The sequence below is a fragment of the Pyrinomonas methylaliphatogenes genome (assembly GCF_000820845.2).
Classification (GTDB): domain Bacteria; phylum Acidobacteriota; class Blastocatellia; order Pyrinomonadales; family Pyrinomonadaceae; genus Pyrinomonas; species Pyrinomonas methylaliphatogenes.
On sequence record NZ_CBXV010000002.1, the window covers coordinates 214,159 to 235,431 of the forward strand.

Sequence of the window (21,273 nt, forward strand, 5' to 3'; positions counted from 1 at the left end):
CGCCCGCTTACGCCCCCGCCCTGGCCCAGAGCGCGACGACCGCGATGCCCGCCGCCATCTTCACGAAATCGAATGCGACGTAGAGGCGATGGAGCCGCCCGACCCGCGCATACCGCGCATCGTCGGGACGGCGATTGACGAGATCGAGCCCTTTGGCTAATCGCGACATGCGCGGGCGAAGCCAAACGAGCTGCGCGAGCGCGATGAGCCACATCGCCCCGACTAACCCGAAGGCCAGACGCTCTCCCGTGCCGACCGTCGCCGCGCTTCTCATCAACAGCGCGCTCGCTGTCAGCATGATCGCGCCGGCAACCGCCTCCAGACGATTGAGCGCGGCAAAGACGCGCCGCCCGATGGCGACCGATTGATTGCGGTTGATCTCCGGGACGCGAAACCTTATCGGCGCTTCAATCAGATCGATCACGATCAACCCGCCCAACCAAACGGCCAACGCCAAATCGCGCAAGAAGATGAGTCCCCAATCGAACATATGCCCTATCGCCGTGCGTCGGCTCAGTCCTCGGACTTCTCGAGAGATGATCATCCCTCGCTCTTTTGAAAAGTTCAACCTCTTATCTTCCTTTCGACGGGAACCGATGCGGAATGACAAAAGTCACTCGGCGCCGCTTTTCGGCCAACGCCCCGGCCCCTGCCCACGCGCTTGAACTTCACGCGCGCAAGATAGATGATAGTGGCGTGATGGACCGCATCGCGGCGCTAAAACGCACGAAGATCTTCGCCGAACTCGACGAGGAATCGCTTCGCGCGCTCGCCGAACGGACGGTCGAGCGAAGGCTGCGGCGAGGCGAAATGCTCTTCATCGCCGGAGAGGAAGCGCGCGGTATCTACGTCGTCGTCGAAGGGGCCGTGCGCGCGTATCGCGAAAGCAGAGATGGGCGCGAACAGACGATCCACGTCGAACGCGCGGGCGGCACGCTCGCCGAAGTTTCAGTCTTCGACGATGGCCCATATCCGGCGAACGCCGCCGCCGAAGAGGATTCGGTCGTCCTTTTCATAGAGAAGCGGGATGTGAAACAGCTCTGCCTCAAACATCCTTTCATCGCGCTGGCGGCTCTCAAGACTCTCGCCAGCCGTCTTCGTTACACAGCCGGATTGATCGAAGCTCTCGGGCTACACGAGGTCGGTCAAAGGTTGGCCGCCTTCCTGCTCGATGAAGCATATGCGCGCGGGAGGCGCAGAGCGGACGGCACGCTGGCCGTTGACCTGCAATTGACCAATCAACAGATCGCCGCCCGCATCGGCACGGTGCGAGAAGTGGTCTCGCGCGCGTTCGCAAGATTGAAGAACGCCGGGCTGATCGAATTGCGCGGCAAATCGCTGCTTATCCAGGATGAAAGAGCGCTGGCGCTCTATGCCGGGCGAGAGCGGGACGGAAGAGACCTAGATGCTCAGGGGCGACCGTGAGCAAGGATCTCTCGCTTCCACCCTTTCAGGATGATGGAAAAGATGCGCGCCATTCTTCTCGATCAACCAGCGCCCATCGAAACGCGCCCACTGCGGATAGGGGAGGTCCCAATCCCCGAGCCGGGCGAGGATGAGGTTCTCGTTCAGGTTTCAGCCTGCGCCATCTGCCGCACAGATCTACATGTGGTCGAAGGCGAGCTTCCGCCGCGACGCTCGCCGATCATCCCGGGCCATCAGATCGTCGGTCGCGTCGTCGCATGCGGAGAGAGGGTCGCCAATCTGGAACGGGGCGCACGGGTTGGCATCGCTTGGCTCCATCGCACTTGCGGCCTGTGTCGCTTCTGTCTCGCGAACCGAGAGAACCTTTGCGCGAACGCCGAGTTCACCGGCTGGAGCGTAAACGGCGGATATGCCGAGTATTCGGTCGCGCCCGCCTCTTTCTCCTATCCGATCCCGGATGGCTTCGACGATCTGCAGGCCGCGCCGTTGCTTTGCGCTGGCATCATCGGCTATCGCGCTCTTCGGTTGACCGGACTGGACCAGCACGGTTGGGCGGGAGCGCGGCTCGGCATCTACGGGTTCGGCGCCGCTGGCCACGTCTGCATACAGGTGGCCCGCGCGCGCGGCGCTGACGTTTACGTCATGACGCGCGATCGCGATCGCCACCAAAAGCTCGCCGCCGAACTCGGCGCCGCATGGGTAGGCGGCGCGATGGACGAACCGCCGATCAAACTCGACGCGGCGATCATCTTCGCGCCTGCTGGCGAACTCGTCCCCATCGCCCTGAAAGCGCTGGACAGAGGCGGGACGCTGGTGCTCGGCGGCATTCACATGAGTCCTATCCCATCGCTAGATTACAGGCTCATTTATGATGAGCGTCTGATTCGCAGCGTCGCCAACAACACGCGCGAAGACGGGCGCGAATTCCTCGCCGAAGCAGCACGCATTCCCGTGCGCACGCAGATCCGAACCTTTGCCTTCGAAGAGGCAAACGAAGCCTTGATCGCGCTCAAACATGATGCGATCCGTGGCGCCGGAGTCATCGCGATCGCTTAGCGGGAGAGAATCGGCTTTGCGGAAACGCCCGAGAGGCCGTGCAGACGAGATAGCCGATCCTCCCCGATAATCCTGACCGTGACGGATCTACCCTCTTCTCCCTCTTCCGCCGAAGATGTTCGTGTTGATCCGTTCGACTCGTTCATTGGCATTGACGACCTCGATCGGCATCACGACCTCTTTCGTGCGCGGCGGATAGCAGACCTCGTTTGTGCAAGCTTGATAGCGGACGCGCGCGCGCAGTTCGATCCGATCGCCGCGGAAGCTAGCAGGGATAGTCACGTTGAAGCGCATCACCGTGCGCCCCTCGTAAACCGCGATTTGATCTTTAGAGAAGCTGAAGCGCCGGACCACCGCGCGCGGATAGATTACGGGACCAACGCGCACGCCAGCGGGCGCCTCGATTTTGACTTCGGTCGGGATCGCATATTTGCTCAACGGACGATTCGCATTGACATGATAACCGTCAGGTATCTGCATGACGATGGCAGCCTGAACGACGCGCCCGCGCGGCGCACGATTCAATGAGTAGAAGCCGCTGACCTCGATCGGGGCCTGCGCCCGAACGGAAACGGCTGCTGGGCCAGCGAGAAAGAGCGCGGCCAGAAGCGCGAGATATCCACTCCTCATCACACCTCTCAATTCCTTCCCCTCCGCGTTAGAAGATTCGACGAAGAATTCTACATGCCCAGTTTTAGCCATGCCAAACGCCCTCAGGCGAGGCGCGCTGTAACTCACCGAAGCGTTTGAAGAGCGGGAGAGGCGAGATGGCGCGCGGCCAACTGCCCACAGGCGGCGAAGATGTCACGTCCGCGTGGACGGCGCACGAAGGCAGGAATGCCCTTGGCTTCAAGGATGCTTTTGAAGCTTGCGATGCGCTCGGTGGAAGATGAACGGTAGGGAAGCGGCTCCGCCGTGTTGTGCGGGATCAGGTTGACTTTGGCGCGAAGTTGATGCCGGTTGAGCAGTCGGGCCAGTTGGCGCGCCTGCTCGTCCGAATCGTTCACGCGATCAAGCATGACGTACTCAAACGTCAGCCGTTCGCCCGGTTTGAGCGAACGCTGAAAATCGCGGCAGGCGGCCATCAGTTCGGCGAGCGGCCAGCGGCGATTGATCGGCATCAAGCGGTCGCGCAGTTCGTCAGTGGGGGCCGAAAGCGAGATGGCCAAATGCGGGCGATCCGGGATCGAGGCCAGTTGACGGATGCGCGGGACGATCCCGGCGGTCGAAACGGTCACGCGCCGCGGCACGATATGCAAACCTTCGGGCTCAGCCATGACGCGCAACGCTTTCATCAACGATTCGAAAGCGAGAAGCGGTTCTCCCGCGCCCATCGCGACAAGATTTGTCCCGCGCGGGACTTCGGTCCCTTCGCCATACACGTCGTTGAGCGCGTGAATGATCTGCTCGACTATCTCGCCCGCCGTCAAGCTCCGTTTCAAACCGAGTTGCGCCGTCAAGCAGAAATCGCACGCGAGCGCGCATCCGGCTTGCGATGAGAAGCAGATCGTATCGCGACGCGCTTCCGGAATGAAGACCGTCTCAACGGGATGACCATCTCGCGTGCGGAAAAGATAGCGGCGCGTGCCATCGGTTGAAACATACCGCGCTTCGAGCGCAAGCGCCGAAGCGACGGCGCGCTCGGCCAGAATCGCGCGGAAGGCTTTCGGTAGATCCGTGATCGCCTCGAACGAGCGCACACGTCGGGCGTGCAGCGCGGCGAAGAGCTGTCGCCCGCGAAAGGGGCGCTCGCCCAACTCTTCGACGAAGCGGATCACCTCATCTAGCGACAGTCCGAGCAGATGCGCCGGTTCGACCATGACGGTCAATTTTAGCACAAGCGGCGCGCCGAAACGGGCGCATCTTGAACCGATTCGCGCGCCGCGTGAGTTTCGCGCGAATGGATCCCCCCTCGCTTAGCCTCACGCCATTCCTCATCTTTTGCGCGCGACCAACGCCCGGAAGAAAGTCGGCGGCATGGCGCGAAGCTCGACTTCGGCGAAACCGGTCCGTTGAAACATCTCGTCGAATTGCGAAAGGGTGTAGGCGTCGCCATTTGGCGTCGTGCCGAGCATCATCAGGCTGAACGAAGCGGCGATCGGCGGATTGATTCGATCTTCGTCCGGGATGAATTCGACGAGCGCGACCCTCCCATCTTCGGCGAGCGCGGCATGAACTCTCCGCAGGATGGTCTCGCACGCCGGCATGTCAAAATGGTGAAGGAAGTTAGCTAGCAAGACGAGATCATAACCGTCGCCATAATCGACTTCGAAAGCGCTTCCGGCGATGGTCTGGAAGCGATCTTCGATCTTCGCTTCGCGCGCGTTCTGGCGGGCCACTTCGAGCACATTGGGCCAATCCAGAGCCGTAATTTTGGCTCGCGGATTGCGCTCAGCGAGCGCGATGCCGAACATCCCATGCCCGGCGGCGATGTCGAGCACTCGCAATTTGTCGGTCGCTCGCTCATCTACGATATTCGCCAGCAACCTCGCGGGCAGGGCCATCATCGGAGCCATCACTTGTGCAAATCGCACCCACATCGGATGCTCCGGAGCGAGCGCTCCGCCATCGGGCATGAGCGTGCCGCCTTTGCGCACAACCTCTTTGAGATCTCCGAAAGCTTCGACGTGCGTCGGAGAGAGAAGGAATTCGATCGAACTCCCGAGATAAGCCGAAGAACGCCGGTCGAGAAAGAGCGATGAGTCACCGGTGAGCGCATAATGATCGCCTTCTTTCGTGAGAAAGCCGATGATCGTCAGATAGTCGCAAAGGATGCGCAACCCGCGCTCAGAAGCGTCACATCTACGGGCCAGCTCTTGAACGGTTTCGTTCTTCTCCCCGATGGCGGTGAAAAGGTCCAGTTCGATCGCCGCTTTGAGCGCGGCGGTGCGCTGATATGCGTTGACCGTTTCAAAGAAGAGCGCCGGTGAAGGCTCCGGCGCGCGGTCGGACTGTTGCGATGACTGTGGTCTCATTGTGAATCTCCCGGAACTCAGATCGGTTGAGTCTGTGCGTGGACTGAGCGATAAAAGCCGCGAATAGCTCGGAATATTCGCCGCCTTGAAATCAACTTGACCCGCCCTCGACCGAGAGGTGGCCGCCTCGCCTCAACCACCCGTGATGATCGAAAGCGGGTCAAGTTACCCAATCCCCAAATGGCCGAAGTCGCCTCGCCTCAGCTTCAGCCCGATTTGGGGATAGGATCTTGTCAAACTCCAACGCGACGCGCCTCCTAAAGCCGCCGCATTGACCGGATCTGCCAATGTTCAGCGCAGACGAAATGAACTTACGGCAACACCCTCTCACTTGCGCATCGCCGTAACGATCGCTTCGGACGATTTTTCGACCATCGGCGAAATCACATCTTCGCCATCGGCTTGCACTTTGGCCTTTAGACCATTCGTCGCGACGATCGTCCCATCGACCTTTTGAAGCTTATAGTCGAGGCTCACCTCGTCTTTGGTCTTGAAATCCCGCGCCACGTCAGCCGCCGTGTAAACGGTCGCAACGGTAGCCGCGCGCGCCGCCGCCTCGCCCGCCGTGTTGCCATACGGGATGTTCCAAACAGCCGCGCCCGCCGCGTTGCCAAGCGCTTTGCCCAGCAGCCCGCCGCCTTTGCCCTTCTTCACCGCCATCTCCGAAAAGAGCACGAAGTCACACTGCTTCTGTTTGGCTTCTTCCAAAGCTTGAACGGGCAATCGAGCGTCGAGCGCGATGACTTCAACGCTCGGGCCCTTCAAGTAACTGGCGAATGAGTTACGCAAACCTTCCGCGGCGAGATTCGGATCGCCACCCGACACTTGCGCTCGCGGCAACGCGAGCCCAATGCGCATGATGCCTTCCCTTTTCGGCGCCGAGACAGAAGTAAAGCCAGCTGGGTTCGCCTGCGGCGCAGAGGCCATAGCTCGGGTCGAATCCATCTCGCTCTCTCCAGACTTCATTTGCGGGGAGAGGCCGGCGAACATCTCTCGTTCATCTTGCACCTCGCGATAGCCCGGCGGGATCTCGAAGAGCGCTGGCTCGAGTTGCGCGACGCTCAACTCGAGCGTTTCGACCATGATGGTCGAGATGACCTGCCCGCCCTCATCGTAGAACTTGACGGTCTGCACGAGAGGATAGCCGCGCCGCCCCGCCCCCGTAGTTCTGAATCTCACGCGATCAACGCAATCCGGTTTGTCGGCGCGCATCGGCTGCATCGGTCTTCGCGGTCCCCGCTCGCAGTCGAAATCATAGTCGAAATCCGCGTACCAACCCTCCTCCTCGATCTTGCCCCGCGACCGATTACAGGCATCAGGCGAAGAGTCCCACGTCGTCGTGATCTTCAGATGGCGCGCCGTCAAGCCGAACATCTGACGACGCTCGCCCGTATCGATGACATCGACCAGATAGGTCACGACGCCTCCACGTCGCATTGGACCAGAACGAGAAGGTTCGACCTTCGTCGGCTCGTTCGTCTCCTCATCCGCCGTAGCGAAAGGCGTGATCTTATAGGTTCGCGTCACCGGCATGAGCTGAATGGAGCGGCGCAGATCACATTGCGTGATGGTCACCATCTGCACCGCGCCCATGCTCTGCTCCGAACGCTCGCGCTTCCCCTTGATGTATGTCGCACTTTCGAAACTCTGCCCACCAGACACAGATGTGCGACTTTTGATCCTCACGTCAGCGTCGGCGAGAGGGCCGATTGCGCTGATGAGAAATAACAGGAAACTGAACTTGATCGCCGACCTCATCTTCACCCTCCTTTGCCTTCTACCCCGCGTTCGAGGAGACCGAACCCGCTGCCCGAAGGAGCCACACGGCCATAGGGCCCTCTCCCCAAAAGCCCTACGCCGTGTGCCCTTCATCCCCCTTGCTCGCATCATCGCTCCCTCCCCAAGCTGATAAACGATGTATAGCAGTAGTAAATCAACAAGTTTGGTGTTGTTTCGACTGCGCCCCCTAAGGTAAAATCGTTCCGTCTGGAAAGCCTCCGGATACGGCGACACTCGGAACCCGCCCGAGAGTCTCTAGCCCCTTGACTCGCAACGAGCGAGATTAAACTTCCGGCGATCCTTCTGTCTTGACAAAAAGTTGAAGAGTGAGTTGACAAATTCCTTACAAGCCTTGCGCGGAGTCTTCATTATGGAGAGAACCTCAACGGCCAACTTAGAGCAATCTCCCTCCCAGTACAGATTCGGTCCATTCACGCTCGATGTCGCCGAGAAGACGCTCTGGCGCGGTGACGAACGCATAGCCATCACGCCCAAAGCTCTTGAGACGCTGCTTGCGCTCGTGGAGCGTTGCGGCCACGTCGTCACCAAAGATGAGTTGATGGAGCGCATCTGGCCCGACACGTTTGTCGAAGAGGTAGGTCTGGCGCGAAACGTTTCGGTGTTGCGCAAGGTTCTAGGGGCCAATTACATCGAGACGGTGCCCAAACGCGGCTACCGTTTCACCGCGCCGGTCGAAAGATCGCCGTCACCGCCCGAAGGCGAGTCGCCAGAAGGATCTGCCGTCATTCAAAGAGCCGAACAAGCGATCGCTGAGCGAGGCCATGAAACGGCGCTCACCGCCACGCCGCTTTTCAAGCGCGAAGTCCCCTCGAGCGCAGGGAGCGACCTTTCGTTCATCAAGAGCAAACCATTTCTCATCGCCATGTTGATGACCGTCGCGCTGCTGCTGATGACGGCGCTTGTTCTCCGGCGAAGCGAGAAGCAGACACATGAAGATGGGGCCGAAATCGCGAAGCTGCGCACGTTGGCCGTGCTTCCGTTCGAGATGCTCGACGCGCGCGCTGGCGATCAAGCTTTCGCCCTCGGCGCAGCCGATGCTTTAGTCACACGTTTGAGCGAGGTCAAACGGTTGGTCATTCGCCCGACCGGCGAAACGCTCGAGCGCGCGCGCAACACGCAGAAGATCACACAGATCGGGCGCGCGCTCGGCGTCGAAGCCGTACTTATCGGCAAGATCCAGCGCGTCGGCGACAGGATGCGCGTCGTGACGCAAATCTTCCGTTCGCAAGACGAGGCGATCATCTGGGCCGAGAAGTTCGATCTCAAAGAGGATGATCCCTTCGATGTCCAAGATCGCATCGCCGAAAAGGTCGTGCGCACGCTCGCCCTCGCCCTAGCCAAAGAAGAGCGCGAACGGCTGCTGCGACGGACGACAGCCGATCCCGAGGCGGAGAAGAGCTACCTTTTGGGTCGCCACTTCTTGAATCAGCGCACGGAAAAGGCGACGAGAAAGGCCATCGAACATTTCCGCGAAGCCATCGCCCGTGATCCGGACTACGTGCTCGCCTATGTCGGTTTGGCAGAATCCTACGCCCTGCTCGGCGACCTCAACTACGCGGAGGCGCCCGAAGCATTCTCACGGGCGCGCGATATGGCACTGCGCGCCATCGCGATTGATCCTGAGTTCGGCCCCGCTTACGCCGTGCTCGCCTTCGTCAAACATCGCTACGATTGGGACTGGACCGGCGCCGAAGAGGATTTCAAACGGGCGATCGCGCTCGCGCCGAACTACGATATGGCCCACTACTGGTATGCGCTCTTCCTGATGACGGCTGGGCGGTTCGATGAGGCCAAAGCGGAGATGGAACGCGCCGTCGAGATCAATCCGCTTTCGATCATCATCGTGACTAACGGCGGGCTCCCATACCTATTCGCCCGCGAATATGACCAAGCGATTGCGCATTTTCAACGCGCGCTGGAATTAGATAGAAACTACTATTTGGCCCACCTTCGCCTCTACGAGACTTACGAGTTGATGGGCGATGACAAACGCGCCATCGAAGCGATGTATGCGGGGCTGGTCGCCGCCGGCAGAACCGAATTTGCCGAAGAACTCATGCGGTCGTACCGCACAATAGGCTATAAAGCCGCCGTCAAGAGCTTTCTCGCGCGCTATCCGTGGCGTCTCGCCTACGCGAACGCATGCAGCTACGCGCGCATAGGCGAACGCGATCTCGCGTTACGAAGCTTGCGGCAGGCGGTGGAGCGGCGCGAAAGCCGACTGGTGTACGCTATGCAGGCGCCTGACTTTGACTGGCTGCGCGCGGATCCCGAATACCAACGACTGATCGCAGAACTTTTGAAACGCAGAAACTAAGATCCCGCTCCCGATCTTTTGGCGAGCGAGGCTCGGCTGACGGCCTCGCGTCGCTCTCGTCTTTCCCCAATGCGATAAGCGCGATTCGGGAAGCGGCGCCACAACCATCAACTCCAGCGCCGCTTCCGATCGGTCGCCAATTGCCCTTCGCAAAGTTTGAGCCTTGTAAGCTGGTCTCGCGCCCCTTACAAGGCTCGTGCGATACAGCGACAGAATTCGCGCTCGCGCTTACTTGCGCCGGCGTCGTTTGATCGCGCCGACCATGCCAGTCAACCCTGTGCCGAGCAACAGCATCGTCGTCGGCTCCGGTACGGGCGTTTGTTGCCCGCAAGGCGGCTGATTCGGACCACCGCAAACCTGTAAGCTCCCGCCCTGGATGAACACGGCGGAATCAAGATTAGCATCAGAGACATCGGCGATGCCGAGGATCAGCACGTTCTCTTGATTAGGGTTCACAGGCGCCACAAAACTCAGCACCGTCGTGAATCCATCCAATTGCGTTTCGTACGGCCCGACCGTGTTGCCCGGAAACGGATTGTTGTCTATGTAGTAACTGCAGTTCGCGCATGGTCCTGCAGCCCTATTTCTACCACTAGCGTGTCCATTGTTGACGTTGTTGATCGCAACGGGCATTGACGTTCCCGGAATCAAGGCATAGTTCGCTCCGTTGACGAAGAAGCCGAAGACATCGTTGTACTGGCTGTCGACGTACTCATTGTACTCCTCCGAACCGAAAACGTAGCTGAACTGAATCTGGTTGCCGTTCGGCACGAACCTGATCTCGAGCAACGTCGCATTGTAGGTATTGGCCCCATTGACCAACCCGGAAAGCAACGAACTGCCCAGCGCGCCGTTATTTGATCCTGAGCTGCCGCTGCCGTTTTGACCTTGAACGAAGGTGGCCAATCCTGTGGTGAGCACGATGCCTTGCGTGATGCCGATGCTCGTGCCACCGCCGGTGAAGGTGCCAGCAGCATTTTGCGCGCCGGTCAAAGTGGCGCTGTTGATAGTGATGCCGCTCGATGAAGAGAGCAGCGCGTTGGCCAATTGTAAAGCGTTGTTATTGTTTGTCACCGTGAGAGTGTCGGCCCGAAGGGAGCCCGCTGCGAGCAGGCAGATGGCCGCGAGAAAGAAGATTTTGAGGGTTTGCCGCATCTTTATCCTCCATATTTGATGTGGCACTTCAAGAGGGTTAAGGGCATGCCAGCGCGCGCCACCTGGGGCACAATGCGACGCACGACGGCCTGTGCGAAAACGTTCGGTTGCTCACCAGTCTCGCCCTCCGCGCTAGAATCGACGCGAAACGATCCGTTCGCCCTTTTCGACCGCGCGAACTGACTCTGACTGCACCGCCCTAACGCGCGGTGATTGCCTTACCCATACGACCTGGCTTTTTTCGATCTGGCTGCAACCGCATGGCGTTTACCTTAGAGCCTTTCGCACGATCCGTCTTTGAAAGAAGCTGACAATTCTTTGAAAGAAAGTTTACAGGCCAATTTCGATCTGAGTTTCAGGAAAAAGCCAGATCTGTAAGGTCGCATCTTTACCTAAGAGCTTCAGGAAGAGTTCAAGCGCAAAGCTCGAATGTGTGAGGTTTGTTTCATCCGAATGGCCAAACACGCGCCGAACCGTTTCGAAACCCGCCGAACTATGGCAGTGCTGCGTTGCCTTCGCCATGAGAGATCAATAAAAATCTTGCGTTTTCGGCTTCTTCGCCAGAACGTCTTCGACAAGCGTTCCGGCGCGGCGAGTGAATCTAACCATTGACTCGAACGCCGAGTGAGGGATGGTCACAGATTGCGCCCGTCGCTCTTGTGAGCGACGATGAAGGCTGGTTGTCGGTCGAAAGGGATGGTCACAGATTGCGCCCGTTGTCCCAGATAGCGCGCCGGTTTTTGACCAGCTCCCCTCGACGCGCTATGCGCGAAGATCGTTTCGCCCGGCGTCGCAGGCTGGAGGGATCAGTCGGAAACGGCATGCGATTGCGCGCGAGCCGCCGGATGAGTGTAAGGTAGAAGGCGGCGTTTGAGCTCTTCGGGGATCGGCACGCTCTTCATCGTCTCGCGCTTGACGGCGACCAGCACGAAATGGGCCTCGGCGATCAGATTGGCCTCGCCTTTACGGCGCACCTCGAAATTTATGCGCATGGATTTGTGGCCGAAATGGCCCACATAGGTCGCCACTTCCAACAGGTCATCGAGCTGCGCAGCGCGATAGAAGTCGCATTCCAAGTGAACGCGCGGCAACCATATATCCAACTGATCGAACAGGCGGCTGTAAGGCAAACCGATGGCGCGGAACAGTTCGGTTTCGGCGAACTCGAAGAAGCGTATGTAAGCGCCGTAGAAGATGATGCGCGCGGCATCGACATCGCCCCATCGGACGCGCTCCTCGATGCAGAATTTCCAAGGTTCGTGCAACGACTCTTCTCCGTTCACAGGCTGCTCAAAAACTGGTCCAGCGCGCGATTGAACTCTTCCGGTCGCTCGACGTTCGACAGATGCCCGGCTCCGTCGAGCACCACCAGAGTCGAACCAGCGATCTCGCGATGCATCGCCGCAGACAGCTCCGGCGGCGTCAACTGATCTTCGCGCCCGACGATGATGAGCGTGGGAACGCGGATTTGAGCGAGCAAGTCGCTTTGATCGCGCCGCGCCGCCATGCCACGCTGCGCGGCGGCGATCCCTTGTGGATCGTTGCGCACGACCATCGATCGCAGCCTTTCGCTTATCTCCGGTCGTTCGGCTATGGTCTGCGGCGCGATCAATTTCGGGATCATCTCTTCGGCGATCGCCGCCGCCCCTTCACGCAACGCGCGCTCGGCCATCCGCTCGCGATTGAGTCGCGCCTCTTCCGAATCGGCCTGCGCGCGCGTATCGGCGAGGATGAGGGCGCGCACGCGCTGCGGGAATTGGCGGTAGAAGGCGAGCGTGACGTATCCTCCCATCGAGAGTCCACCGATCACCGCCCGCTCGATCCCCAAGTCATCGAGGAGCGAAGCTATGTCCTGCGCCATTTCTTCCATGGTCGCCGATGGCATCACGCTTGACTCGCCGAAACCGCGAAGGTCGGGCGTAATGAACCGATACTCGTGGCTCAAGGCTTCGACCTGTTCGCTCCACATCGTGCGGTTAAGCGGGAAGGCGTGCAACAGGACGACCGGAAGCCCTTCACCTCGCTCATCGTAAGCCAGCTCGATCCCACCCAGATGCGCAAAGGTCATGGCGCACAACTCCCTTTCGACACCCGCAAAGCGCGTTATTTTACCTGCAAGTGATGACAAAAGCGAACGCGAGCGGATCGCCACCGATTGAGACTCAACGGCGGCGACTCAGGCGAATGCGCGAAGGTTATCTCCGTCACGCGCATTTAGCCTAAAATCTTCGGCAAGGGCGCATGAGGATCCTGCAGATCAGTTCGGCACGAAGCATCGGCGGCGGAGAGAGGCATTTCGTCGATCTCGTCCATGTTCTCGTCCGACGTGGACACGAAGTATATGTCGCGCTGCGCCCTCATTCTCCGCTTCGCGCGCAACTGACCTCGCTACAGCCACGAAACATCTTGACGCTCGGGCTACGTAACGCCGTGGATCTGCTGAGCGCGCGGCAGCTCGCGCGCTTCATCCGCGAACATCGGATAGAGATCGTTCACGCCCATCTTGCGCGCGATTACACGCTCGCCGCGGTCGCCGTCAGATGGGCCGGTTCCGCGCGCCTCGTGCTCACGCGCCACGTGCTCTTTCCGCTGACGAGAATTCACCGTTTGACGCTCGGCAACGCCGCGCGCATCATCGCCGTCTCCCATGCCGTCGGCGACGCGCTACGCCGTCAAGGCATCTTCGACGAAGCGAAGATCAGCGTCGTCCACAACGGCATAGATTGTGAGAGGTTCGCCGATCGGCGGGAAGCCCACCGGTCCGGCAAACTGATCGGAACGATCAGCGATTTTACGGCGATCAAAGGGGCAGAAGATTTCATTCGCGCAGCGAGCCTCGTCGCGCGGCGGCACCGCGACGTTCGATTCGTCATCGCGGGCGAGGACCGATCGCCGGGGCGCGAGAATCTCGCTCGCATTTTGAGGTTGATCGAACGGCTCGATCTCGATGGGAGGATCAGCCTGTCCGGTTGGGTCGAAGACATCGAGTCGTGGTTCGCCGCGCTCACCTTGTTCGTTTCGACTTCGCGTTACGAAGCCTTCAGCCTCGCGATCGTCGAAGCGATGGCGAGCGGCGTTCCCGTGATCGCGACCCGCTCCGCAGGCGCCAGCGAGATCATTACGGATGGCGTAAGCGGATGTCTCGTTCCGATCGGCGATGCCGAAGCGCTGGCGGCAACGATCATCGAACTGCTCGACCGCGCCGAGGAGGCTGAACGTTTGAGCGAGAAGGCCCGCCAGATCGTTCAGCAAAAGTTTTCGCTCGAACGGATGGTCGCCGAAACGGAGGCCGTCTACCGCCAAGCGCTCGCCGATTGAGGCTGGATCAGATGAAAGATGCGATACACCCGCGCGCGCAAGAAACTCCGATTGGCTGGATCAGATGGAAGTCCCTATTCTTCCCAAGTCAGCCAAGGCTTGCCGAAATGGCCGTAGTTCGTCGTTTGTCTGTAGATCGGGCGCAAAAGATCGAGCCGTTCGATGATCGCCGCGGGACGGAAATCGAAACGCGAGACGAACTCCGCCGCCGCCTCATCATCTCCGGTCCCGAAAGTTTCGACTTTGACCGAGACGGGCCGCGCCACGCCGATCATGTAGGCGACTTGGATTTCGACTCGCCGCGCCAACCCTTCCTTAATCAATTGGCGCGCGAGCCAGCGACAGAAATATGCGCCGCTGCGGTCCACTTTCGACGGGTCCTTGCCGGAGAAAGCGCCGCCGCCGTGGCGCCCCATCCCGCCATAAGTATCGACGATGATCTTGCGCCCCGTCACGCCGCAATCGACCGAAGGCCCGCCTTGGACGAAACTGCCCGTTGGATTGACGCTAAAGCGGATCCGCGGATGGAACCAACGGTCGAGAGCGCGCGGCGCGAGACTTTCGATGACATACTGTCGAATCTCATCCTGACTCGTCCCGCTGGCATGCTGCGTCGAGACGACCACATCCGTCACCTCTTTCGGTTCACCAGCCTCGTAAAGCACGGTGACCTGTGTCTTCGCGTCAGGACGCAACCAAGCGCATCGCCCTTCATGTCGGTCCTGCGCGAGCGTTCGCGCCAACCGATGCGCAAGCATGATCGGCAACGGCATCAGCTCTGGAGTTTCGTCCGTCGCATAACCGAACATGATGCCTTGATCGCCCGCTCCCTGTTCTCCGCTGACGTTCTTTCGCGGATCGACGCCTTGCGCTATTTCCGCCGCCTGTTTGCTGATGAATTGAAGAAGACGTAACCCCTCGGCATTGAACGGCTCGCTCGCGTCCGTGTAACCGATGTCCGCCACGGCGCGACGCACGACCGCTTCATGATCGACTTCGGCTTCGGAGGTGATTTCGCCAGCGAGGACGACCGTATCCCCTTTACACAAAGCTTCACATGCGACGCGACTCAGCGGATCACGCTCGAGATAGGCATCGAGAATCGAATCCGAGATGTAATCGCAGACCTTGTCGGGATGCCCTTCGGAAACCGATTCGGAAGTGAAATGCCAGACTCGCATGAGTCCACACGCTCCGCATGATGAGGTTTCGGGCCGGCGCGGCCTGGATGTCATGATAGCTCATGTCGCGCGGTGATTGAACTTTTCGCCTGATGGTCCTGCGGCTTGTGGTCTTGCAGAAACGGCGCACAGATGGGCCGCCGCTATGAGATCAGCGCGCCGCGCGCTCGCGCAGGAGCGCGGCGACATGAGCGCTGATCCTTTGGCCCACCTCTCGTTCCTCTTCCTGATCCTTATATTTGCGACGCGGCCAGAAGAAACCTTTGAGCCCATCGCCGCGCCGTCGCGGCACGATGTGAAGATGAAGATGCGGGACGCTCTGACTGACGCGATTGTTGATGGCCAAGAAGGTGCCTTCAGCTTCGACCGCCGCCTCGACGGCGCGCGCTAAAAGCTGCGCGTTGCTGAAGAACGCGCCGACGAGCGCCGAAGGCAGATCGGGCAAAGTCTGATGATGCTCCTTTGGGATCAAAAGGCAATGGCCCGGGAAAAGGGGTCTATGGTCCAGAAAGGCGAGCGTCGCCTGATCCTCGAAGACGATGCTCGCTTCCCTCTCCCCTCTAACTATCTGACAGAAGACGCAACCTCGCTCCGCGCTCATTTCGACGTCGTTTCGTCCTTTCGGTTCAGATCATCCTCTCGAGGGCGGATGACCTCGACCGAGCAGGGCGCGCGCGAGGCGACCGCCGCAGCGACGCTCCCCAACGACAGCCGCCCGCTGGAACGAAGACCGCGCGCGCCGATGAACACAGCATCGGCTTGCCACTTCTCCGCCTCTTCGATGAGCGCGCGCTTGGCGCTGCCACGTTGAACGACGACGGTCGTCAGAAGTCCGCGCGCGCGAAGCGGACTGACCATCCTCTCGAGATCTTCGCGCCACCTTGCGACGCTACTTTCATCATCGCGCGCGATCCAACGAAGCGGCCCCATGTCGCTCGGAGAGAGAACGCCATCGAGCGCACTGAGCACACGCACCGCCGTCCCTTCGGGCCAAACGCGCGCTGCCACGGTCTCTAAAGCGGCATGCGAATGCGATGAGCCATCCACGCCGACAATAAGACGAAGCGCATCTTCAGCCGGACGCAAAGGCGCGCGCGCGATGCGCACCGAACACCGCGCTTCGTACAAGACCTTCTGCGAGACGCTACCTAAAACGAAACGCCCCAACGCCGAACGCCCATGGGAACCGACGACGATCAGATCTGGAGACCACTCATCGGCTCGTTTGATCAACCCCCAAGCGGGCGAATCGCCAATGGCTTCGGCTCTGACCTCCCAGCCCGGGAAATGGGCGCGCACGCGCTGACAAGCCACCTCGGCCAATCGCCGCGCTTCTTCGAGCGCCTGGCGCGCATGCGCGCGCGCGCGTTCTAAGCCCAACGGATCAGGCTCCGTCACGGTCGTCCCCTCTTCAGGCCAAAGCCAAACATCGGCCACCGTCATCACCAAAGCCTCCGCGCTCGCCGGCAAGCCAGCGCGCCGCAGATCTTCCAAAGCCGCTTCGGAACACTTCGATCCATCGTAACCGATCAGGATCTTCATCTTCTCGCTCATCTCCGCAGATTCGAGTTTTGGGCCATCTCGGCGCCGGTCCAGATTACACACGCGGCAGCTTAAGAGGAGAGTTTCTGGCGCTTCTGCGTCGCGTACATCTCGCGGATCTCCTCGACGGTCGTCGCATCTTCGGGCGCTTTATCCTCACGGATGAAGCCGACGACGCGCGGGAAACGCAAAGCCAAACCCGTCCCCGACTCATCTTGAGCGCAAGTGTGGACCGGCGAGCGCGTGATCTCGTCGGCCAAGACCGTGATCACATAGCGCGGTTCGACCCACACATCCGGCACGAGGCGCGATTCGACGCGCGCCGGTTTCTCTTCGACCGCATAGCGATCCAGCATCTCGCGTAGTCTGGTCCAGCCTTCGTCCGAAAGCCCGCTGCCGACCTTCGCGATCGTGCAGAACGAATCCCGCTCTCGATCATAGACGGCGGTCAACAGGGCGCCGATCCCGAAACGCGCGCGCGCGCCACGGCCTCGCAAATAACCGACGATTACCACATCGACCGTGTCTTCGAGCTGTCCGCGGTATGCGCGCTTGAGCTTGATCCAATTGAAATTACGCGCGCCAGCCAGATAGGGCGAGTCGAGCCGCTTAGCGATGATCCCCTCCATGCCGCGCTCGACCTGCGCATCGAAAAAGCGCTGCAACTCATCCGCGCTCGCAGTGATGATGCGTTCAACTGGCCTGATGCGCCCAGCCTTTTTGATGATCCCTTCCAGCGCTTCGCGCCGCGCTTGATACGCTAGTTCGGTATAATCCCGGCCATCGACATAAAGAAGATCGAAGACGACGAGCGCCAACGGGAATTCGCGTGCCATCTCTTCGATGCCGTGTTTGCGCTTGCGCTTGACCGTCACTTGGAAAGGATAGAACTCGCCCGTCGCTTCGTTGATGGCGACCGCCTCGCCTTCGATGATCGCTTGGCGCGCCGCGACTTGCGCCTTGATGGCCTCGGCGATATCGGGGAACATTCCCGTCATCCGTTCGAGATTGCGCGAGAAGATCTCGACCCTCTCGTCGTTTAGATGGACCTGGCAACGGAGCCCATCCAATTTCGCTTCGACCGCGCACCGGCCCAGTCGCGCGATGATCTCTTCGGCGCTCGGCAAACGCTCGGCCAACATCATGCGCACGGGATTTCCGACGCGCACATGGAAACGACTCAACGCCTCGATCCCCTGCTCGCGCATCGTCCGCAGGACGAGGCCGAGATCTGAACAGAGGTTATAAGCGCGCTCGATCAAAGCGCGCGCTCTTTTGCTATCGTCCGAAGTGCGGGCGATCGCTTCGATGATGGTCGGCGCGCCGATCCCCAAACGCATCCGCCCGAGCGCGAAGCGAACGATATAACGCGCCGCGCGCGGTGACGTTCGCCCGAGAAGCGCGGCGAGCTTTTGCGCCTTCCCTTCGACGCTCCCCGGCCCGCTCGTGCGCGCGATCTCGAGCATCGCCGCGTAAGCTTGCGTGACGGTCAGCCCCCTTTGCCGCCGTGACTTGAGGAGCTCTTCCGCAACCGAACCCAAGTCGCCTAACCGTTTGTAACGCGCGATGACTTCCCTTTCTTCAACCCCAGCAGCGATGGCAATCGCGCGCGCGACCAAACGTTCGCCCATGCCGATCTCGACCCCGGCGAAGGCCGGGAGCAGGCGCCCTTCGCAAAGATAAGCGAGTTCGGCGGTCTCCTCCGGATCGGCGCGCGCAAAGAGCTGGCCCAGCAACTCGTACATCCGCAACCGCTCGGTCGTCCCCTCCAACTTCTCGAAATACTCGGCTAGCGTTTCAAAGCGCATCTCATCCGCCTCAATCCCTCAATCCGCCTTCGGCCTCCCCCTCAGAAGCTCTCTCCGCCCGCGCCGCTTCGAGAAGATCGCGCACCTCTTGGTCGCTCATCTGCGAAAAGTCTTCGTACCACCGGCCCACTCCGTCGAACGGTTCGGGCGTCATCACGGCGACGCAATCGACCCCTTCCTCACGCCGCAAGCTCTCGCACGTCGCGGGCGCTGCGACCGGAACGGCGACGATGATCTCCATCGGACGCTGCTTTTTGAGCGCGGCGACCGCTGCGCGCATGCTCGCTCCGGTCGCTAACCCATCATCGACGATGATGATCGTGCGCCCTTGGATGAGCGGCGGCGGCTGCTCGCCCCGATAGATCCGCTCGCGCCTTTCGAGTTCGCGCATCTCGCGCAGAGTCACCGCTTCGACCACCTCGCGCGGGATGCCCAGATAGGCGATCACATCTTCGTTGAGCACGCGCACGCCGCCGGTCGCGATGGCTCCCATCGCCAGCTCCTCTTGCCCGGGGACGCCCAATTTGCGAACGATGAAGACATCGAGCGGAGCGCCGAACCTGCGCGCGATCTCATACCCGACCGGCACGCCGCCGCGCGGAAGGGCTAGGATCAGAAGGTCCGGGCGCTGCGCATAGGGCGCAAGCGCATCGGCCAAGAGTCGCCCGGCCTCCCTTCTGTCGCGAAATCTCATGGGCGCCATTTCGTTACCGCTAGCTCAGCTTTTCGCCTTCAACCCTCTGGAAGCGCTCGATCGCGACGCGCTGCGCGGAGAGCGAAAGGCTGGACCGATCATCGCGCTTCACTCTTCGATCCGGCCCACATCAAAGCCAAGCGGTGCGCTCCGCAGGCTCACCTTTCGCCTCCCTCCTCTTCACAATCGGGGCAGCGTATCGGATTATCGAGCCCCATCTTGATGACCTCGCTGGCGCGCTCGAAAGTCCGCCCATCGACGAAGAACCTCTGGCCGCAGAGCGCGCAGAGCAGTTCGTAACGATTCTCGTCCGTCCGGTGTCTGGTCGGCCTCGGCCCCGACTGCCAGTCTGAATCCAGCTCAGATCTGAGCTTTGGCATGCTGCCTCCTCGGTCTCGCTTCTTTTGCGAAGCCCATAATAGGCCATTTCCGCATGCAGCCAAAGCCCGCGAAAATCTTCCCCGAAACGCTCAAGGGAACTGGGCGCGTTCAATCCGCGATCCACAGCGGTCTGTGATATCATCTAAATTTTACGATGCCCGATTCCAGGAGTCTCCGTAATGCTCTATCTGTCGCAGATCTTGGGTCGCCCGATACGCGATCGCGAGGGCGAAAGAGTGGCGACGATCAAAGACGTGATCGCGCGCCTCGGCGAAGACCATCCGCCCGTGACGGGATTGGTGGCGCGCTATCGCCGGCGCAACTTCTTCCTGCCGCGCGCCCAGCTCGTCGAATTGAATGAGCAAGGGGCGCGGCTGGCGCGCGACGTGCTCGACCTGCGCCCCTTCGCCCGTCGCGAGGGCGAAGTGCTGCTTGCGCGCGATGTCCTCGATAAGCAGTTGATCGACGTCAATGGCAAGAGAGTGGTGCGCGTCAATGACGTGCTCCTTCTCGAAGTGGGAGGCGAATGGCGCGTCACCGGCGTCGATATAAGCCTGCAAGGGCTGCTCCGGCGGCTCGCCCCGGCGGGATTGTTCGCCACAAAACGCCCGGTCGAAGTCATCGACTGGGCCAACGTGGGTTATCTGGCGACGGATGCAGCGACCGTCCAGTTGAAATCTTCGCGCGATAAGCTGGCGCGCCTCCACCCCGTAGAGATCGCACGTCTGGCCCAAACGCTCTCCTACCATCAAGGCGCCGAAGTCGTCGAATCGCTCGATGATGAGACCGCTGCCGAGACGCTCGAAGAGATGCCCGAAGAGCGTCAGGCGCGCATCCTCGGCGAGATGGACGAAGAACGGGCCGCCGACATCCTCGAATGGATGTCACCCGACGAAGCGGCGGACGTCCTCGGCGATCTGCCCGAAGAGAAGGCCGAAGATCTCTTCAATCGCATGGAAATAGAAGAACAGCAGACGGTCGCCGAACTGCTGCCCTATGCGGACGATACCGCTGGCGGGCTGATGACGACCGAGTTCGTCGCCCTGCCCAAAGATATTACCGTCGGCGAAGCGGTCGCGCGCTTGCGCGAGATGGCCCAAACGCCCAACATGATCTATTACCTCTATGTCGTCGAAAGCGAGGACTCTTGGAAATTGGCCGGCATCATCACGCTCCGCAACCTGATTCTCGCCGATCCGCGCGCGCGGCTCGAGGATGTGATGCGCAAGGATTTCCAGACAGCTCATCCGGATCAACCGGCGCGCGAAGTGGCCCAGCGCATCGCCGAATACAATCTGCTCGCGCTTCCGGTCGTCGATGACGATGGCGACATCCTGGGGATCGTCACCGTCGATGACGCGATGGAGATCCTTCTTCCAAAAGGCTGGCGACAGCGTCTGCCGAGGTTGTTCGGTTGATCCTTCTCGCCGCCTTTGCGCGCCACAGACCGACTCGGACAAAAGATTAGAGTTTGCTGTGCTCGTCCAGTCGCCTGTGTTACCGACACGGACGAAAGCCCGGGCAAGCGAGTTTAGCCGCCTTCAAAGCTGCGATAAGACGAGGATTCGATCGGTGATAGAACGCAGGGTGAGCATCGAGAACGCAACGCGCTACTGGCGAC

19 protein-coding genes are annotated in these 21,273 nt (G+C 60.5%); 5 read left to right on the forward strand and 14 right to left on the reverse strand.

Going from position 1 to position 21,273, the window contains the following annotated elements; genetic code table 11:
- Positions 1-7: 7 nt before the first annotated feature.
- Positions 8-544, reverse strand: a complete 537-nt coding sequence (locus PYK22_RS02590; RefSeq protein WP_041974027.1) for a DUF4149 domain-containing protein — start codon at positions 542-544, stop codon at positions 8-10.
- A 59-nt stretch (positions 545-603) separates the two neighbouring features.
- Between PYK22_RS02590 and PYK22_RS02595 the strand changes: the two genes are divergently transcribed.
- Positions 604-1,425 (forward strand): Crp/Fnr family transcriptional regulator, encoded by an 822-nt coding sequence (locus PYK22_RS02595; protein WP_060635258.1) that lies wholly within the window; start codon positions 604-606, stop codon positions 1,423-1,425.
- A 42-nt stretch (positions 1,426-1,467) separates the two neighbouring features.
- On the forward strand, positions 1,468-2,481 hold the full coding sequence (locus PYK22_RS02600; RefSeq protein ID WP_041974473.1) for a zinc-dependent alcohol dehydrogenase family protein: 1,014 nt from the start codon (positions 1,468-1,470) through the stop codon (positions 2,479-2,481).
- 87 nt (positions 2,482-2,568) lie between these two features.
- Here the strand turns inward: PYK22_RS02600 and PYK22_RS02605 are convergent, their stop codons facing one another.
- The 4 genes from PYK22_RS02605 to PYK22_RS02620 all read right to left on the reverse strand — a co-directional run bounded on the left by PYK22_RS02605 (position 2,569) and on the right by PYK22_RS02620 (position 7,214).
- Positions 2,569-3,111, reverse strand: a complete 543-nt coding sequence (locus PYK22_RS02605) for a protein-disulfide reductase DsbD N-terminal domain-containing protein (protein ID WP_041974030.1) — start codon at positions 3,109-3,111, stop codon at positions 2,569-2,571.
- Between the two features lie 104 nt (positions 3,112-3,215).
- Positions 3,216-4,319: a 23S rRNA (adenine(2503)-C(2))-methyltransferase RlmN gene (rlmN, locus tag PYK22_RS02610; protein WP_211197593.1), complete on the reverse strand. Its 1,104-nt coding sequence runs from the start codon at positions 4,317-4,319 to the stop codon at positions 3,216-3,218.
- Positions 4,320-4,415: 96 nt separating this feature from the next.
- Positions 4,416-5,456 carry a class I SAM-dependent methyltransferase gene (locus PYK22_RS02615; RefSeq protein WP_041974036.1) on the reverse strand — a complete coding sequence of 347 codons (1,041 nt, stop codon included), beginning with the start codon at positions 5,454-5,456 and terminating at the stop codon, positions 4,416-4,418.
- Between the two features lie 327 nt (positions 5,457-5,783).
- Positions 5,784-7,214: a hypothetical protein gene (locus PYK22_RS02620; RefSeq protein ID WP_157770628.1), complete on the reverse strand. Its 1,431-nt coding sequence runs from the start codon at positions 7,212-7,214 to the stop codon at positions 5,784-5,786.
- Between the two features lie 391 nt (positions 7,215-7,605).
- Here PYK22_RS02620 and PYK22_RS02625 point away from each other — a divergent pair, with 391 nt between their 5' ends.
- A complete protein-coding gene (locus tag PYK22_RS02625) occupies positions 7,606-9,573 on the forward strand; it encodes a TPR end-of-group domain-containing protein (protein ID WP_041974040.1) in 1,968 nt (655 codons plus the stop codon).
- Positions 9,574-9,801: 228 nt separating this feature from the next.
- Here the strand turns inward: PYK22_RS02625 and PYK22_RS02630 are convergent, their stop codons facing one another.
- From PYK22_RS02630 to PYK22_RS02645, 3 genes are all read right to left on the reverse strand, one after another.
- Positions 9,802-10,728: a choice-of-anchor L family PEP-CTERM protein gene (locus PYK22_RS02630; RefSeq protein ID WP_041974042.1), complete on the reverse strand. Its 927-nt coding sequence runs from the start codon at positions 10,726-10,728 to the stop codon at positions 9,802-9,804.
- A gap of 806 nt (positions 10,729-11,534) precedes the next feature.
- Positions 11,535-11,993, reverse strand: a complete 459-nt coding sequence (locus PYK22_RS02640; protein ID WP_162199776.1) for an acyl-CoA thioesterase — start codon at positions 11,991-11,993, stop codon at positions 11,535-11,537.
- Between the two features lie 14 nt (positions 11,994-12,007).
- Positions 12,008-12,796 (reverse strand): alpha/beta fold hydrolase, encoded by a 789-nt coding sequence (locus tag PYK22_RS02645; protein ID WP_041974050.1) that lies wholly within the window; start codon positions 12,794-12,796, stop codon positions 12,008-12,010.
- 173 nt (positions 12,797-12,969) lie between these two features.
- Between PYK22_RS02645 and PYK22_RS02650 the strand changes: the two genes are divergently transcribed.
- Positions 12,970-14,046 carry a glycosyltransferase family 4 protein gene (locus PYK22_RS02650; protein WP_041974052.1) on the forward strand — a complete coding sequence of 359 codons (1,077 nt, stop codon included), beginning with the start codon at positions 12,970-12,972 and terminating at the stop codon, positions 14,044-14,046.
- Between the two features lie 74 nt (positions 14,047-14,120).
- Here the strand turns inward: PYK22_RS02650 and metK are convergent, their stop codons facing one another.
- From metK to PYK22_RS02680, 6 genes are all read right to left on the reverse strand, one after another.
- Positions 14,121-15,227 carry a methionine adenosyltransferase gene (gene metK / locus PYK22_RS02655; RefSeq protein ID WP_041974055.1) on the reverse strand — a complete coding sequence of 369 codons (1,107 nt, stop codon included), beginning with the start codon at positions 15,225-15,227 and terminating at the stop codon, positions 14,121-14,123.
- 151 nt (positions 15,228-15,378) lie between these two features.
- The gene (locus PYK22_RS02660) at positions 15,379-15,828 is read right to left on the reverse strand and encodes an HIT family protein (RefSeq protein WP_041974057.1); all 450 of its coding nucleotides are present in this window, start codon (positions 15,826-15,828) and stop codon (positions 15,379-15,381) included.
- Entirely contained in the window at positions 15,825-16,781 is a 957-nt protein-coding gene (locus tag PYK22_RS02665) for a universal stress protein (RefSeq protein ID WP_041974060.1), read from the reverse strand. The genes PYK22_RS02660 and PYK22_RS02665 overlap by 4 nt, the downstream gene beginning before the upstream one ends.
- A gap of 59 nt (positions 16,782-16,840) precedes the next feature.
- Positions 16,841-18,577 (reverse strand): ATP-dependent DNA ligase, encoded by a 1,737-nt coding sequence (locus tag PYK22_RS02670; RefSeq protein WP_041974061.1) that lies wholly within the window; start codon positions 18,575-18,577, stop codon positions 16,841-16,843.
- A gap of 10 nt (positions 18,578-18,587) precedes the next feature.
- Positions 18,588-19,271 (reverse strand): phosphoribosyltransferase, encoded by a 684-nt coding sequence (locus tag PYK22_RS02675; RefSeq protein ID WP_041974475.1) that lies wholly within the window; start codon positions 19,269-19,271, stop codon positions 18,588-18,590.
- A gap of 158 nt (positions 19,272-19,429) precedes the next feature.
- Positions 19,430-19,651 (reverse strand): hypothetical protein, encoded by a 222-nt coding sequence (locus PYK22_RS02680; protein WP_041974062.1) that lies wholly within the window; start codon positions 19,649-19,651, stop codon positions 19,430-19,432.
- Between the two features lie 180 nt (positions 19,652-19,831).
- Here PYK22_RS02680 and PYK22_RS02685 point away from each other — a divergent pair, with 180 nt between their 5' ends.
- The gene (locus PYK22_RS02685; RefSeq protein ID WP_041974063.1) at positions 19,832-21,070 is read left to right on the forward strand and encodes a CBS domain-containing protein; all 1,239 of its coding nucleotides are present in this window, start codon (positions 19,832-19,834) and stop codon (positions 21,068-21,070) included.
- The last annotated feature ends 203 nt before the right edge of the window (positions 21,071-21,273 follow it).

Bases quoted from the DNA above. Each gene is read 5' to 3' on its own strand.
- PYK22_RS02590 (WP_041974027.1), bottom strand. From the start codon at position 544: ATGATCATCTCTCGAGAAGTCCGAGGACTGAGCCGACGCACGGCGATA.
- PYK22_RS02595 (WP_060635258.1), top strand. From the start codon at position 604: ATGACAAAAGTCACTCGGCGCCGCTTTTCGGCCAACGCCCCGGCCCCT.
- PYK22_RS02600 (WP_041974473.1), top strand. From the start codon at position 1,468: ATGCGCGCCATTCTTCTCGATCAACCAGCGCCCATCGAAACGCGCCCA.
- PYK22_RS02605 (WP_041974030.1), bottom strand. From the start codon at position 3,111: ATGAGGAGTGGATATCTCGCGCTTCTGGCCGCGCTCTTTCTCGCTGGC.
- PYK22_RS02615 (WP_041974036.1), bottom strand. From the start codon at position 5,456: ATGAGACCACAGTCATCGCAACAGTCCGACCGCGCGCCGGAGCCTTCA.
- PYK22_RS02620 (WP_157770628.1), bottom strand. From the start codon at position 7,214: ATGAGGTCGGCGATCAAGTTCAGTTTCCTGTTATTTCTCATCAGCGCA.
- PYK22_RS02625 (WP_041974040.1), top strand. From the start codon at position 7,606: ATGGAGAGAACCTCAACGGCCAACTTAGAGCAATCTCCCTCCCAGTAC.
- PYK22_RS02630 (WP_041974042.1), bottom strand. From the start codon at position 10,728: ATGCGGCAAACCCTCAAAATCTTCTTTCTCGCGGCCATCTGCCTGCTC.
- PYK22_RS02645 (WP_041974050.1), bottom strand. From the start codon at position 12,796: ATGACCTTTGCGCATCTGGGTGGGATCGAGCTGGCTTACGATGAGCGA.
- PYK22_RS02650 (WP_041974052.1), top strand. From the start codon at position 12,970: ATGAGGATCCTGCAGATCAGTTCGGCACGAAGCATCGGCGGCGGAGAG.
- metK (WP_041974055.1), bottom strand. From the start codon at position 15,227: ATGCGAGTCTGGCATTTCACTTCCGAATCGGTTTCCGAAGGGCATCCC.
- PYK22_RS02660 (WP_041974057.1), bottom strand. From the start codon at position 15,828: ATGAGCGCGGAGCGAGGTTGCGTCTTCTGTCAGATAGTTAGAGGGGAG.
- PYK22_RS02665 (WP_041974060.1), bottom strand. From the start codon at position 16,781: ATGAGCGAGAAGATGAAGATCCTGATCGGTTACGATGGATCGAAGTGT.
- PYK22_RS02670 (WP_041974061.1), bottom strand. From the start codon at position 18,577: ATGCGCTTTGAAACGCTAGCCGAGTATTTCGAGAAGTTGGAGGGGACG.
- PYK22_RS02675 (WP_041974475.1), bottom strand. From the start codon at position 19,271: ATGAGATTTCGCGACAGAAGGGAGGCCGGGCGACTCTTGGCCGATGCG.
- PYK22_RS02680 (WP_041974062.1), bottom strand. From the start codon at position 19,651: ATGCCAAAGCTCAGATCTGAGCTGGATTCAGACTGGCAGTCGGGGCCG.
- PYK22_RS02685 (WP_041974063.1), top strand. From the start codon at position 19,832: ATGCTCTATCTGTCGCAGATCTTGGGTCGCCCGATACGCGATCGCGAG.